Below are 13,705 nucleotides of genomic sequence, written 5' to 3' on the forward strand. Positions count from 1 at the left end.
AGATCCTAGCGAGAGAGCGCTTCTTTACTGACAAACAGTTTGTCGCCCAACTTAGTTTCTACCAGTACATAGCCTTTACTTGTGAAGTTTTTCAAAACCTCCACTTTCCTTTTCCGCTCAAGAACACGAGAACCATCGGGCAATTGCGCGTTCTTCTTTACCGCTTTTCTTTTCACGAATTTTTGTATTGATGCGTTGGTTTCGCACACAACTCTGTTTTTCTGAATCGTTACATCTGCATAGGCAGCGGTGGATAAAGTAAGTGAGATGAGCAGTACAGCTATATTTTTCATGACGTTACCTATCGAATTAAAATTTCATATATGGTATATCGTTCTATATATATGTACAAGATCGAATTTACACCGATTTTGAGAATGACGAGAAAATGTTTCAATTTCGGGATTTCACCACGGCTAACACAGCAAAAAACGCAAAGTTGGTCCAAAATAAAACGGTAATAGTACGGTAACTGTTTGTTAATTAAGAAAACGCAATAGAAAAATAGCTTCAAAAACTGATATTTTGAAGTGTAACAAAGTGTTATTATGTGTTTCTTAAAGTTTCAATTTGAACTTTGTTTTGACGTGGTAGAGAAGGCTTAAAGTTGGATCGCCGCGTATTTTATTAGATGTCGTTGCTATTCAGAAGGATTATATGGCTGGATTAAGTCTTTTAACGTTGTTGGATGATATTGCTACGGTTTTAGATGATGTCGCTGTGATGTCAAAAGTCGCTGCAAAGAAAACCGCTGGAGTTTTAGGGGACGATCTCGCCCTGAATGCTCAGCAAGTTTCGGGCGTTCGTGCTGACCGAGAAATACCTGTAGTGTGGTCTGTTGCTAAAGGTTCGTTCAAAAATAAGCTCATATTGGTGCCATCAGCGCTGTTAATTAGTTCTATTGCTCCATGGTTGATTACGCCTCTTTTATTGGTGGGTGGGCTTTTTCTTTGCTTTGAAGGTACAGAAAAAGTGTTAGAGAAAATGTTTCACGTACAAGAGGAAGATGAGGAACCCGCTTCAGTCTCTGAGCATGTTGAAAACATAGAAGAGTACGAGAAAAAGAAAATTGCTGGTGCCATTCGTACCGATTTTATTTTGTCGGCTGAAATCATTGTGATTGCGTTAGGAACTGTACAAAACCAAGTATTTACCACTCAGGTATTGGTTGTGAGTGTGATTGCCTTACTGATGACAATCGGTGTTTATGGTTTGGTTGCTGGTATCGTAAAACTTGATGATCTTGGCTTCTATCTGCAAGAAAAAGGGCAGGGTGATGGGGTTATAACTGCACTTGGTGACGGTCTAGTCGCGTTTGCACCAAAACTCATGCACACGCTTACAATCGTTGGCACACTGGCAATGTTTCTGGTGGGCGGAGGCATAGTGGTTCATGGCGTTCCTGTGATCCATCACTTAATAGAAACCATCATTTCTTCCATCCCGTCTATCCCGTTTATAAACGGTTTTCTGCCGACTTTACTTAACGGCCTAGCTGGGTTCATAGCTGGACTGATTGTGGTGTCTGTAATGGGAGCAGTAAGTTTCCTCAAATCGAGGTAACAGATTGCTTTCTGTTGGGTGAGCTCACCTCACTTCTTATTCAAAGTACTCAAAGTATTCTAAAACTTCTCCAAACCTTTGCGCAGCTTATCTTGGCTGCCCTTTTTTTATTCAATACTCTCTCGTTGTATCACCTCCATAATGCGGATCTTGGCTACTCATCAAATCCCTTATTCTTTTTGCTTCAATCTTGAGAATGGCGTTTCAAGGTTAAGAAGTGACCATTCTGTGTATAAAATTCACTCGATTAAAAAATAAACAAATGCATTAATAATATCAACGCAAACATCAGATGTTTAAGGTCGTCCTATGAATGAGCTTTCTTACTACAATTTGAAACAAATAGCAGGCTTAACCCCAAGTCTAGCCAGTCAAGTGGCGCGAGAGATAGGGCGCAGAGTGGTTTCAGGGCTATATAAGCCAGGCGATCTATTAGAAGAAGAAGGCGCATTGGCTGAGAGATATCAGGTCAGCCGTTCTAGCGTGCGAGACGCGATTAAGATTTTAGTCGGCAAAGGGCTATTAGAGGTAAGAAGGGGGATCGGCACAAAAGTACGCTCACGAAACGATTGGGGGCTGTTAGATGATGATGTATTGGCATGGTACCAAGCCACACCACCGACCGACGAATTTCTCGCACAGTTAATGGAAGTACGAGTGATATTCGAACCTCAAGCCGCGTTTTGGGCAGCCCAACGTGCGACAGAAGAAGATTTGCAAAACATTAAACACGCCATAGAAGCGATGGAAAAAGAAACCAGCTCTACGGAAGATTTCGTATTCGCTGATGCACAATTTCATCGCTCAATATTAAGAGCCACACACAATGAATTTTTAGGTGCTTTAGAAGGCATCATTTTTTCTGCACTCCTTAGCAGTATTCGAATGACCAATACCGACCCAAGAGAAAACGAATCGTCCATTCCCTTTCACCGTGAAGTCTACGAACTGATCGCGAAAGGTGAAGGGGAAGAAGCGAAAAACCGAATGCTGAACTTGCTGGTGGATGCCAGTGATCGGCTTAAAGAAAGGTTAGACGGGAAATCTCAATGATCGACTAGGAAATAGAAACGGTTCGCTCTTCAAATCTAGAGCGATTGGGCTGTAACAAAGGGAAATGAACAGCAGGAGTAAAACATGATTAGGAACGTGAAAACAAAAGCGATGTTAACAATGGCGACCTTTGCGTCTGCCGTTGCGATGACCAGCACACCAGTACTGGCAGAAGATTTTGTCGCAATGCTACTACCAGAAAACGTAAATCCCCGTTGGGAAAGCCAAGATGCCCACTTTTTTGTGGAAGCGATGAAAAACATATCACCAGATACAAAAGTAGAAGTGTTTAACGCCAATAACGATACAGCCACCCAGCAACGCCAAGCGGAGCAGGCTTTAACGCGTGGTGCGAAAGTATTGGTCGTTATCCCTATTGACGGTGAATCGGCAGCGATCATTGCCGACTCTGCTGCGGAATCGTCCGTACCTACTATCGCGTACGATCGAATGATTCATTCAGAAAACACCAGCTTTTGGATTCAAGCCTCTATGGAAAAAACGGGTGAATCGCAAGCGCAACATATCGTCGATAACACCAGTAAAGGTGACACCTTAGTAATGTTGAAAGGTTCACCGACGGATCCGAATGCAGCGGTGATCTTTAAAGGGCAAATGAATGTGCTTCAACCTTTGTTTGATTCTGGCGAAAGAAAGCTGGGGTATGAAAACTGGACACAAGGTTGGGACCCCGCGATTGCTCGTCGCTCAATGGACCAAGCACTGACCAAGTTGGATAACAACGTTCAGGGTGTTGTTTCTTCGAATGATGGTAATGCTGCTGCGGCCATCGCTTCACTGGAAGAGCAAGGCATGTCGGGAAATGTTCCTGTCAGTGGTTTGGATGCGACAGTGCAAGCACTTCAGCTAATTTTGCTTGGGCAGCAAACACAATCGGTATGGCGACCGTTCGACAAAATGGCGGGTGTGACGGCACAGGTTGTCGACAAACTTCTGAATGGTCAAAGCGTGGATTCACTGACATCAGGCACGGTTAAAAATGGCGTAGACGCGGACGTATCCTTCGTTCCTGTTGAACACTATTCCGTAGTGGGTGAAAACGGCGTGGCGTACGTTATCGATAACGATCCTTCAATTGAAAAATCGGATGTGTGTCAGGGTGAAGCCGCTAAAACACGTTTCTGTAAATAGACTTGTGACATGTGAATAAGTTTATGACGCGTAAATACTGTGCCGACGTCATCTAGCTGTCGGCACAGCGAATGAAAACATGGACGAAGAAAGGCAAGGAGTGCCAATGGAACAAGACTCAGTTGTCCCTCATTTGAAAGTTTCCGGAATTCGGAAATCATTTGGCAGTGTGGAAGCACTTAAAGATGTGCATTTTGAAGTTCAGCGAGGGGAAGTCATGGCACTGGTTGGCGACAACGGTGCGGGTAAATCGACATTAATGAAAACCCTTGCTGGTGCTTATATTGCCGACCACGGTGAGTTCTTTGTCGATGGTAAAAATGTCGCTGTCGATTCGCCTCAAAGTGCGAATCAACTCGGGATACAGATTGTCTATCAAGATTTGGCTTTGTGCGAAAACTTGGATGTAGCCGCCAACTTGTCACTCGGTAGCGAACCCGTTATCGATAGCGGTTGGTTAAATTGGCTACCAAGAGCGCTAAGACCATTGGACCACCTCCAAATGGAGAAAAAAGCACTTAAAGCAGTAGGTCAGCTTCAAGTAAAAACACTGAAATCGGTTCGGGCAAAAGTAGAAGTATTGTCTGGTGGGCAAAGGCAGGCAATCGCCATTGCACGTGCAGTCGGAGCGGATTCGAGCGTGGTGCTATTGGATGAACCTACCGCTGCATTGGGTGTCGCGCAAACCAGGCAAGTGCTCGATGTAGTGAAAAGACTTCGTGAAACCAATCATGCTGTTGTGTATATCTCACATAATTTGTCCGATATTTTTGAAGTGTGCGATCGAATCACCGTCATGCGCCACGGAGAGAATATTGGCGTCTACAACACTCATGAAACCAATCCTGACGAAATCGTTGTTGCGATGACTCGCGGTCATGAAGAGGAGGTGAAGCATGTCGGCTAAATCTTCTCAAAATATGAGCCTTTTTACCAAACTCAGAAGTTCCAAATTTGGCAATTTTGTACCCGTGTTATTTGCCTTATTCGCTATTTGGACGTACTTCGGCATCACGGAGCCGGCTTTTTTAAGTGCTCGAAACTTTTATTTTCTCTTTATGCAAAGTTCCGTTGTCGGCATTTTGGCTGTGGGCATCACGATACTTTTGCTTTTGGGCGATATTGATTTATCGGTTGCGGCTACCGCCGGTGTTTGTGCGGCCATTTTAGCGGTATTGACGACCAATTTAGGTATACCTGCACCGCTGGCATGCCTGGCTGCTATTGGAACGGGTGTTGCCTTAAGTATGTTTCAAGGCAGCTTGGTTGCCTATATTGGAATCCCTTCCTTTGTGGTCACACTGGCCGGTTTATTGGGCTTTCAGGGCTTGATGCTTAAGATCTTGGGTATTCATGGAGCAATAAATGTACGCGACCCATTTATCCGCGGTATTACCACAACAAGCCTTCCAGATTGGCTCGGATGGGCGATTGTTGCATCAGGCATTCTCCTCATGATCTTGTTCGCCACTCGTGAATATCGCCAGCGAGAGAAAATGGGGCTGGAGCAAGATGCTGTATCGGGTATCGCTGGAAAAATCCTATTCTTTGCGGTGCTAGCTGGGGCTGCGGTTATGACGCTCAATAGCTACAAAGGTGTCCCGTTGGTGGTGCTCATCCTATTTGGAATCAGCTTACTATTCGCGTGGATCACAACATCCACTCCATTTGGTAGAGCGTTGTTCGCAGTTGGTGGTAATCCGGAATCGGCAAGACGAGTCGGCATATCGCTAAACAAAATCAAAATCGCCGCATTTGCTATTACCGGTTTAATGGCGGCACTGGCTGGAATTGTCGGGGCTTCTCGTTATGCCTCTGTATCGTTTAATGCCTTCGCAGGTGGACCGCTCTTGTTGGATGCAATAGGCGCAGCGGTTATTGGTGGTACTTCACTTTTCGGTGGGCGAGGCAGTGTGTGGAATGCCATTTTAGGTGCACTCGTGATTGGGTCTTTAGGGAATGGGCTCGACCTATCAGGTGCCAGCGCAGCGGATAAGTTGATGTTCTCCGGCGCAATCTTATTAATCGCTGTCTCGATTGATGCACTTTCAAGGAAGACAGGAAAAACCTAATTTTCTCATTCGTTTATAGGTCTTAAGACGTGTTTGCTGTTCTTAAAGATCTCAACTGTTCATAAGGAATAATGACGATGAAAACGTACTCATTACCATCCATCAATAAGCCTGTTTCGGCTATTGGGCTAGGAACTATGATTTTCCATCCTGATTCGAAGGATCGTAATTTCAGTTTGTTGGATGCATTTGTTGAAAATGGCGGCACTTACGTAGACACCGCAGAAGTATACGGTGCAGTTGAAGAACACGGCTATTCAGAAATGGTGATTGGGGATTGGTTAGAAGCCAACCCAGATATGCGTGAAAAAATTGTGCTTGCGACCAAGGGTTTGATAACTGGCTACTGTGCGCCCCTTCATCCGGGAGGAGCAAAAGTGAACCCAGAATCGGTTCACCGTGCCATTGATGGATCCTTAGCGAGGTTAAAAACCGATTATCTTGATATTTGGATGTTCCATCGAGATGACCTTACTCAACCCGTTGGACCGCTAGTGGATGCGCTCGATACGGAAGTAAAAAAAGGGCGTATCCGTGCATATGGCGCATCGAATTGGAGCACAGAAAGGATCCAAGAAGCCATTGATTATGCACGGGCCAATGGCAAAGCTGAAATGATGAGTTCAAGCCCCCATTTCTCCCTAGCGAAAGCCAACGAGCCATTCTGGCCAGATACGGTTGTGACTTCAGAAAGTGACAAACAATGGTTTACTCGACATGACTTCCCACTCGTTGCTTGGTCTGCATTGGGGAGAGGGTTCTTTGCTAAAGGTGACGTCAACGATACCAGTGATGACGATTTAGTACGTGTTTTCTATTCCTACGCCAATTTCGAAAGGAAAAAACGCGCGACAGAGCTGGCTTCAATTAAAGGTCTCAACATGTTTGAAATGGCATTGGCCTATGTGCTCAATCAGCCTTTTCCGGTGATTGCACTTAACGGTGCAGAAACACCCGAACAAGTGAAAACCTCTTTGCACGCCGCGTCTCTTACACTGTCTCAGGCTGAAGTTGACTGGCTAGATCTGTCTTCAGACACCAAACCGTTTTAGGAGAAAAGCATGAACACTTTACCTATGTACATTGGTGGCAATCTGGTCGCAACCGAATCAGTATACGACGTTGTGAACCCAGCGACTCTAGAAGTGACAGGCTCAATAACAAAGGCGAATGCATCCGATGCGAATCACGCACTTGAAGCGGCGGAAAAAGCTTTTGCTACATGGTCGACCACCACTATTTCAGAACGCGTTCAGTGGATGAACAAATTGCGAGATGCGGTGATTGAAAATGAAATGGCACTTCGAGAAGCCATTCAATTGGAAATGGGGAAAAGCTGGGCGGGGACGCAAGAAGATTTTGAGTCTTTAGTAAACAGCCTCGCTTTCTATGCAGAAGAAATATCAAGATTTCGCCCCGATTCTCTTCTCGATAAAGAGGGAACACACAGCCATGAATTGGTTCATGAACCTGTCGGTGTTGTCGCGGCATTTCTTGCATGGAACTTCCCACTGCTGAATCTCGCGTTCAAGATTGGTCCCGCTATGGCGTCGGGTTGCCCTATTGTCATCAAGCCTTCGTTAAAGTCACCCATGTCAGCGTATTTAGTTGGAAAGCTGTGCCACGATATTGGTCTTCCTGCTGGGGTTGTAAACGTTGTGTGTGGCGATGATGCAGAAGTCGGCGATGCACTTTCAGCTTCGACCATTCCGTCCATGCTAACGCTGATTGGTTCGATAGCAACGGGCAGACACATTATGAAAACGGGTTCTACTTCTATAAAGCGGTATTCAATGGAATTAGGAGGGAATGCGCCTGTACTGGTTTTTGCCGATTCCGACTTGGATCTCGCTGCCGATATTGTGTGTGCGGTTAAGTTTGGCAATTGTGGGCAAATCTGTGTTACCCCAAACCGTGTATTTGTTCAAAAAAGTGTCGCGAGTGAATTTGCCTCTAAAGTCGTCGAAAGAGCAAAGGCGGTGAAGGTCGGTTACGGGCTTCAAAGTGACAATGAAATGGGACCGCTTATAGATGCGCAAGCGTTAAAAAGGGTAGATGAGTTGGTACAAGATGCCGTCATTAAAGGCGCAGCGCTTTTGTATGGCGGAAATAAGCCTGATTTGATACACACGGGTCACTTCTACATGCCAACCGTGTTAACCCATTTGAATAGCGAGATGCGAATGTACCAAGAAGAAATTTTTGGCCCTGTTGTCTCAATCTATGAGTTTGAAAATGAAGCGGAAGTACTGGATCATGCTAATGACACAGATGCAGGGCTCACCGCTTATGTGTTTACTCAAGATCAAGCGAAAGCCCAGCGTTGTGCAACGCAGCTTAGATTTGGCGAAATCCAAATCAATGGCGTGAAATATGGTATCGACTTGCCCCATGGAGGGATCAAGCAGTCGGGTATCGGATGCGATTGCTCGCACTTAGCTCTGCACGACTATTTAGCAGTGAAAAGAATTACGCGAGCGCTGGATTAAGGACAGATCGGAATGAAAACGCACACAGCCAGTGTTATAGCGATGGATTGGGGTTCAACCATGCTGCGAGCTTACCTACTCAGTGATAAGGGCGACCTTATGGCGGAGAAAAGCTTTCCATGGGGGGTACTTCAATTACCTGAAAGTGACGGTAAAACGCTGACATACGAACAAGTGTTTTATGCCGCAGTCGACGACTGGTTGATGGCTTTTCCTGCTTTACATGTCTATCTGACAGGCATGGTAACCAGCAAAATAGGTTGGGTAGAAGTGCCGTATGTTGAAGCACCTTGTGCCATTGAAGACCTGCACGCTGGAGGGCATTCGCTCCTCACCAAAGATTGCCAATTGGTGAATTTGATTCCTGGTGTGAGTTATCAAGGTCGTCAAATCGACCTAATGCGTGGTGAAGAAACGCAGTTACTGCCTTTCCTGAATAGCTGGGAACGAACTTACGATGGATGGATCGTTCTCCCCGGCACACATTGCAAGTGGGTGTTGATTCAAAACCTTCAGATTGCAGAATTTCAAACCTACATGACGGGAGAGTTGTACTCACTCCTAAGAAAGCACTCGATACTTGCGGCTGGATACAGTGAAGAGAAACAATCGCTGGACATCGACTCGTTTTTAAAAGGTGTGAATGCAAGTTTGAATGCAGCAGGGATCATGTCCGAGCTGTTTTCATGCCGAAGTGCCGTTTTATTCGGAGAAGTCGAAAGTGCCCATCGGTTCTCTTATCTCTCTGGTTTGTTGATAGGTGCGGAAATTAAGGAAGCAAAGTCAGCATTAGGCGGTTTGCCAGCAGAAATTTCTTTAATAGGTGATGAGCACTTGTGTGACCTATACCGAATGGCGCTGAGATTTTTCAAATCGGAAATGAACATTAAGCAATACAACAATACGGCTGCACAAGGGATTTGGGAGATGCATTCATGGATTCAGAACAACAAGCAACAGAGCTAAATCGGCACCTAAGTCAATGCGGCTTGGTAGCGATTTTAAGAGGCATTACCCCAACCGAAGTTTTGCAATACGCAAAGATATTAGTTGATGAAGGCATCTCCATTATCGAAGTGCCTTTAAATTCACCTGACGCGATTAAAAGCATCTCGATATTGGCGAGCGATTTAGGAAATGATTGTCTTATTGGGGCTGGCACGGTGTTAACCACAAACGATATTGACGAAGTGGAGAGTGTAGGGGGCAGATTGATCGTAATGCCGCACATGGACACCGAGCTCATCGAGTACGCTGCGAACAAAAACCTTGTGGTGATTCCCGGAGTCGCGACGCCGAGTGAAGCCTTCGGTGCACTTAAGGTTGGTGCCACTGCGCTCAAACTGTTTCCCGCTGAGCAAGTTTTAGCGACAGGTTTAAAGGCGTGGAAAGCCATACTACCTAAGCATGTAAAGGTGTTGCCAGTCGGTGGAATTACCCCTTCAAACATGTCGGAATATCGACAATCCGGTGCGAGTGGCTTTGGGTTAGGCAGTGCTCTTTATCGAGTAGGTATACCGCATAGTGAATTTGCAAAGAATGCTAAAGAATTTGTCGCTGAGTGGCATCGCTTGGTTCGGATGACTGATCTTTCGAGATGATGTTTGTCGCAATTTGAGTCAGTACAACAGGGAAGTAAAGAGGTCACCATGAAAATAACAAAGGTGAAGAGTTATGTACTGCAATATGACCTAGAAGAAGAGTTGGGTTATTCGCAGCAATACTACGCCAAAAGAACGGCTCATATTATCGAGATTACAACGGACAACGGGCTAGTGGGCTACGGCGAAGCATTCGGTGGCGGTGGAGTGGCGCTGGCGAATCAAACCATTGTGGAACAAGTGATTGCGCCATTAATAGTAGGGATGAACCCATTAGACAACGAAGTGATTTGGCATAAAGTGTACAACTTGCTGCGCGACCATGGGCAAAAAGGCATGCCTTTGCAGTCTCTTTCGGGCGTTGATATCGCACTTTGGGATATTAAAGGCAAATTCTATGAGCAGCCGTTGTATCAATTACTCGGTGGTGCATTTCGAGATGAAATTCCGGTATACGGCTACGGGATGATGTTGCAACGCGTTCCGGACTTAAAAGAAAGGTTCGAAAAAGAAAGCGTGAAGATTGCTTCAATGGGATTCAAAGCCATGAAGATGAAAATCGGCATGGGCGTGACAAAAGATGTTGAATTAGTTGAAGCGGTGAGAAGTTCTGTCGGAAAGGACATCGAAATCATGGTGGATGCCAACCACGCTTATACCACTCGTGAAGCATTGCCTTTAGGACGAGAACTAGAACGGCTTGGTGTGAGTTGGTTTGAAGAACCCGTCGCGCCAGAAGACAAACAAGGTTATCGAGATTTATGTACCCATTTGGACATGTGTATTGCTGGTGGTGAAGCGGAGTTTTCGAGGTGGGGATTCCGTGATTTGATTGAGCACAAATGTGTGGATTTGTTGCAACCTGAAACCTGTGCGCTCGGTGGTATAACGGAGTACCAAAAAGTCTTGTCCATGGCCCATAGCCATTTTGTTCCTGTTGTTAACCATGTTTGGGGCTCCGCCATTGCTGTAGCAACCAATATTCACCTTCTTGCTTCCATGCCCGATTTACCCGGTGGCGCACATCCCGTTCAACCAATGTTGGAATACGACACAACCCCAAATCGATTTAGAGAAGACCTACTTGTTCATTCGTTGGATGTGTTGTCTCAGGTTAAAGATAAAGACGGCATGATCGGTTTACCCAAAGGGCATGGCTTGTGTATCGAGCCCGATATGTCGTTCATACAGCAATATTTGATTAGTTAACGACAAAAACATTGAAACATCGACTCAATTAGAATGATAATGGTTATCAATAAGATTTAGTTTAATTGAGTCGATCATGAAAGAGTCTACCTTTTTATATCAAACGTTCTATCAAGCTGAAGATCGCTTTCTGTTTCATACCGAAGAAAACGGGTTTGAGCACGAAGTGGTTTTTAGCTACATCCAAGCTACCCTTAATTTGGCTTCTTGGTATGGAAAGGGGACAGACTTTGCTAATCCACTATTGGAAGAACTGTTTCTTCGCAGAGTGTATTACAACCTTCTAGAAACCATCAATGACGCCACCAATTGTCGGACATTACGGCAAATCTGTTTAGATCAAATTCACGGTCCTCTTATTGCGCTAAAGCGGCATTACTGCCATTCATCAGCGGGCTACGAGCGTTTTCTATCGCTACAAAAAGACCTGCAAAACATCCAATACACTACCGATCTATAAAGGAAATAGAATGACCACTTACCGTATCGAAAAAGACAGCATGGGCGAAGTGCAAGTGCCAGAAGCAGCATTGTATCAAGCACAAACTCAACGCGCGGTAGACAACTTTCCAATTAGTGGCATCACCATGCCAGCCAAATTCATTCAAGCTTTAGCTTTTGTGAAACAAGCAGCGGCAAAAAGCAATGCCGAGCTTAATCTGCTAGATCAAGACGTAGCTGATGCGATTTCATCCGCTTGTCAGGAAATTATTGATGGTCAGCACTTAGAACAGTTTCCTGTAGACGTGTTCCAAACGGGTTCTGGCACCAGTTCAAACATGAATGCCAACGAGGTTATCTCGACGCTGGCTTCTCAAAAAGTCGGCAAAGACGTAAACCCAAATGATCACGTGAACATGGGGCAAAGCAGCAACGACGTTATTCCTACCGCTATTGCTGTTAGCGCCGCACTAGCCGCAGAAAAGCAACTTCTGCCCGCGCTTAAGTATTTGAGCGATAAAACGGAAGAGAAAGCCGTCGCCGTTGAGCATGTCGTTAAAACGGGTCGTACCCACCTAATGGATGCAATGCCAGTGACTTTATCGCAAGAACTGCGCGGTTGGAAATTCCAAATTGACTCAGCACAGCGTGGTATTGAAGAAACGCTACCTCGTGTTAAAGCGTTAGCTCAGGGTGGTACAGCCGTTGGTACTGGCATCAATGCGGTTCCAGAATTTGCTGGTTTGTTTGCAAAGAATATTTCGGCAGCGACAGGCGTAGAGTTCGTTTCGAGTGAAAACTTCTTCTACAACATGTCTAGCCAAGATGCGATTGTTGGATTGTCTGGTCAGCTAAAAACAGGCGCTGTTGCCATCATGAAAATCGCGAACGATCTTCGTTGGATGAACTCTGGTCCATTAGCTGGTCTGGGTGAAATCGAACTGCAAGCCCTTCAGCCTGGTTCTTCCATTATGCCGGGGAAAGTGAACCCAGTTATTCCTGAGGCAGCTGCAATGGTAGCAGCACAAGTGATTGGTAACGATGCAACCATCACTGTGGGTGGTCAGTCTGGCAACTTCCAGCTGAACGTTATGTTGCCTGTTATCGCGTTGAATATTATCCAAAGTATCGAGCTATTGGCGAATGCATCTACTCAATTAGCGGATAAAGCAATCTCGACCTTCAACGTACGTGAGGATAACTTGCAAGTGGCGCTTGCTAAGAACCCGATTCTAGTAACAGCGCTAAACCCAGTTATCGGTTACTTGAAAGCTGCAGAAGTCGCTAAGAAAGCCTACAAAGAGCAACGCGCTATTATCGACGTGGCGGAAGAAGAAACAGATCTAACACGTGAAGAGCTTCAAAAGCTGCTCGACCCAGCGAAGTTAACGAAAGGTGGTATTGCGCAGTAATTTGAACGTATCTTCACACTAAGCAATCTCTCGCTAGTAGATTAGCGGTAATGATTCAGGCACTTCGGTGCCTGTTTTTGTTTTCAGCCCTAAACCACCTACTTCAGTAGGTGGTTATCATCCATTTTGGCTTTGCCTGAAAAACTACCCATGTTAAATGCTTCCTTGATTTTTCCAGAAGTCAAAGAGGACATAAAACATGAGTAGATATAATCAAGCATCCCACGTATTTTGGCGGTGTCAATATCACATAGTATGGACGCCCAAGTATCGTTTTAGGATATTGAGAAACAATGTAGGCAAAGAAGTTTATCGGTGTATAAATGTTTACTGTAATCAACTTGGATGTGAAGTAGTTGAACTAAACGTGCAAGTAGACCACGTTCATCTGGTGATAAAAGTTCCACCGAAGCTATCGATATCCAAGTTGATGGGCGTGTTGAAAGGAAAAATAGCCTTAAAGTTGTTCAGTAAGTTTCCGTATCTACGGAAGAATAAGCTCTGGGGCAATCACTTTTGGCAGCGAGGCTATTTTGTCGATAGTGTAGGAATCAATGAAGAAATAATCCGCAGATATGTAAAGTATCAGGAGAAACAAGAGCGAGTGGAACAGCAACAGTTAGCGCTCGACTAAACAAAAGCCCCCTTTTAGGGGGTCAACACTAAGCCACCTTCTTTAGAAGGTGGTAATTAACTAATAAAAGTAATTTTAC

At 45.1% G+C, this 13,705-nt stretch carries 14 protein-coding genes; 13 read left to right on the plus strand and 1 reads right to left on the minus strand.

Going from position 1 to position 13,705, the window contains the following annotated elements:
* Window positions 1-5: 5 nt before the first annotated feature.
* Window positions 6-293 (minus strand): hypothetical protein, encoded by a 288-nt coding sequence (locus CW749_RS21230; protein ID WP_101114385.1) that lies wholly within the window; start codon window positions 291-293, stop codon window positions 6-8.
* A 364-nt stretch (window positions 294-657) separates the two neighbouring features.
* Between CW749_RS21230 and CW749_RS21235 the strand changes: the two genes are divergently transcribed.
* The 13 genes from CW749_RS21235 (at window position 658) to tnpA (ending at window position 13,626) form a co-directional block, all read left to right on the plus strand.
* Window positions 658-1,563 carry a DUF808 domain-containing protein gene (locus tag CW749_RS21235; protein WP_101114386.1) on the plus strand — a complete coding sequence of 302 codons (906 nt, stop codon included), beginning with the start codon at window positions 658-660 and terminating at the stop codon, window positions 1,561-1,563.
* A gap of 309 nt (window positions 1,564-1,872) precedes the next feature.
* A complete protein-coding gene (locus CW749_RS21240) occupies window positions 1,873-2,616 on the plus strand; it encodes a FadR/GntR family transcriptional regulator (RefSeq protein ID WP_101114387.1) in 744 nt (247 codons plus the stop codon).
* Window positions 2,617-2,700: 84 nt separating this feature from the next.
* Complete coding sequence (locus tag CW749_RS21245; protein ID WP_101114388.1) at window positions 2,701-3,768, plus strand: sugar ABC transporter substrate-binding protein; 1,068 nt, start codon at window positions 2,701-2,703, stop codon at window positions 3,766-3,768.
* A gap of 106 nt (window positions 3,769-3,874) precedes the next feature.
* Window positions 3,875-4,675 carry an ATP-binding cassette domain-containing protein gene (locus CW749_RS21250; protein ID WP_101114389.1) on the plus strand — a complete coding sequence of 267 codons (801 nt, stop codon included), beginning with the start codon at window positions 3,875-3,877 and terminating at the stop codon, window positions 4,673-4,675.
* Window positions 4,665-5,840 (plus strand): ABC transporter permease, encoded by a 1,176-nt coding sequence (locus CW749_RS21255; protein WP_101114390.1) that lies wholly within the window; start codon window positions 4,665-4,667, stop codon window positions 5,838-5,840. Before CW749_RS21250 ends, CW749_RS21255 begins: the two co-directional genes overlap by 11 nt.
* 77 nt (window positions 5,841-5,917) lie before the next feature.
* Window positions 5,918-6,892: an aldo/keto reductase gene (locus CW749_RS21260; RefSeq protein ID WP_101114391.1), complete on the plus strand. Its 975-nt coding sequence runs from the start codon at window positions 5,918-5,920 to the stop codon at window positions 6,890-6,892.
* A gap of 9 nt (window positions 6,893-6,901) precedes the next feature.
* Window positions 6,902-8,329, plus strand: coding sequence for an NAD-dependent succinate-semialdehyde dehydrogenase (locus CW749_RS21265; protein WP_101114392.1), 1,428 nt, complete (start codon window positions 6,902-6,904; stop codon window positions 8,327-8,329).
* 12 nt (window positions 8,330-8,341) lie between these two features.
* A complete protein-coding gene (locus CW749_RS21270) occupies window positions 8,342-9,295 on the plus strand; it encodes a 2-dehydro-3-deoxygalactonokinase (RefSeq protein ID WP_101114393.1) in 954 nt (317 codons plus the stop codon).
* Window positions 9,265-9,930 (plus strand): 2-dehydro-3-deoxy-6-phosphogalactonate aldolase, encoded by a 666-nt coding sequence (locus CW749_RS21275; RefSeq protein WP_101114394.1) that lies wholly within the window; start codon window positions 9,265-9,267, stop codon window positions 9,928-9,930. The genes CW749_RS21270 and CW749_RS21275 overlap by 31 nt, the downstream gene beginning before the upstream one ends.
* A gap of 48 nt (window positions 9,931-9,978) precedes the next feature.
* Window positions 9,979-11,139 carry a mandelate racemase/muconate lactonizing enzyme family protein gene (locus CW749_RS21280; RefSeq protein WP_101114395.1) on the plus strand — a complete coding sequence of 387 codons (1,161 nt, stop codon included), beginning with the start codon at window positions 9,979-9,981 and terminating at the stop codon, window positions 11,137-11,139.
* A gap of 76 nt (window positions 11,140-11,215) precedes the next feature.
* The gene (locus tag CW749_RS21285; protein WP_101114396.1) at window positions 11,216-11,599 is read left to right on the plus strand and encodes a hypothetical protein; all 384 of its coding nucleotides are present in this window, start codon (window positions 11,216-11,218) and stop codon (window positions 11,597-11,599) included.
* A 10-nt stretch (window positions 11,600-11,609) separates the two neighbouring features.
* Window positions 11,610-12,992, plus strand: coding sequence for a class II fumarate hydratase (locus CW749_RS21290; protein WP_101114397.1), 1,383 nt, complete (start codon window positions 11,610-11,612; stop codon window positions 12,990-12,992).
* Window positions 12,993-13,191: 199 nt separating this feature from the next.
* Window positions 13,192-13,626 carry an IS200/IS605 family transposase gene (tnpA, locus tag CW749_RS21295; protein ID WP_101114398.1) on the plus strand — a complete coding sequence of 145 codons (435 nt, stop codon included), beginning with the start codon at window positions 13,192-13,194 and terminating at the stop codon, window positions 13,624-13,626.
* Window positions 13,627-13,705 lie beyond the last annotated feature (79 nt).

Origin of the sequence: Vibrio sp. vnigr-6D03 (assembly GCF_002835515.1) — a bacterium.
Taxonomy (GTDB): Bacteria; Pseudomonadota; Gammaproteobacteria; order Enterobacterales; family Vibrionaceae; genus Vibrio; species Vibrio penaeicida.

Excerpts from the sequence above, each read along its gene's own strand:
- CW749_RS21230 (WP_101114385.1), bottom strand. The coding sequence starts at position 293 with ATGAAAAATATAGCTGTACTGCTCATCTCACTTACTTTATCCACCGCT.
- CW749_RS21235 (WP_101114386.1), top strand. The coding sequence starts at position 658 with ATGGCTGGATTAAGTCTTTTAACGTTGTTGGATGATATTGCTACGGTT.
- CW749_RS21240 (WP_101114387.1), top strand. The coding sequence starts at position 1,873 with ATGAATGAGCTTTCTTACTACAATTTGAAACAAATAGCAGGCTTAACC.
- CW749_RS21245 (WP_101114388.1), top strand. The coding sequence starts at position 2,701 with ATGATTAGGAACGTGAAAACAAAAGCGATGTTAACAATGGCGACCTTT.
- CW749_RS21250 (WP_101114389.1), top strand. The coding sequence starts at position 3,875 with ATGGAACAAGACTCAGTTGTCCCTCATTTGAAAGTTTCCGGAATTCGG.
- CW749_RS21255 (WP_101114390.1), top strand. The coding sequence starts at position 4,665 with ATGTCGGCTAAATCTTCTCAAAATATGAGCCTTTTTACCAAACTCAGA.
- CW749_RS21260 (WP_101114391.1), top strand. The coding sequence starts at position 5,918 with ATGAAAACGTACTCATTACCATCCATCAATAAGCCTGTTTCGGCTATT.
- CW749_RS21265 (WP_101114392.1), top strand. The coding sequence starts at position 6,902 with ATGAACACTTTACCTATGTACATTGGTGGCAATCTGGTCGCAACCGAA.
- CW749_RS21270 (WP_101114393.1), top strand. The coding sequence starts at position 8,342 with ATGAAAACGCACACAGCCAGTGTTATAGCGATGGATTGGGGTTCAACC.
- CW749_RS21275 (WP_101114394.1), top strand. The coding sequence starts at position 9,265 with ATGGATTCAGAACAACAAGCAACAGAGCTAAATCGGCACCTAAGTCAA.
- CW749_RS21280 (WP_101114395.1), top strand. The coding sequence starts at position 9,979 with ATGAAAATAACAAAGGTGAAGAGTTATGTACTGCAATATGACCTAGAA.
- CW749_RS21285 (WP_101114396.1), top strand. The coding sequence starts at position 11,216 with ATGAAAGAGTCTACCTTTTTATATCAAACGTTCTATCAAGCTGAAGAT.
- CW749_RS21290 (WP_101114397.1), top strand. The coding sequence starts at position 11,610 with ATGACCACTTACCGTATCGAAAAAGACAGCATGGGCGAAGTGCAAGTG.
- tnpA (WP_101114398.1), top strand. The coding sequence starts at position 13,192 with ATGAGTAGATATAATCAAGCATCCCACGTATTTTGGCGGTGTCAATAT.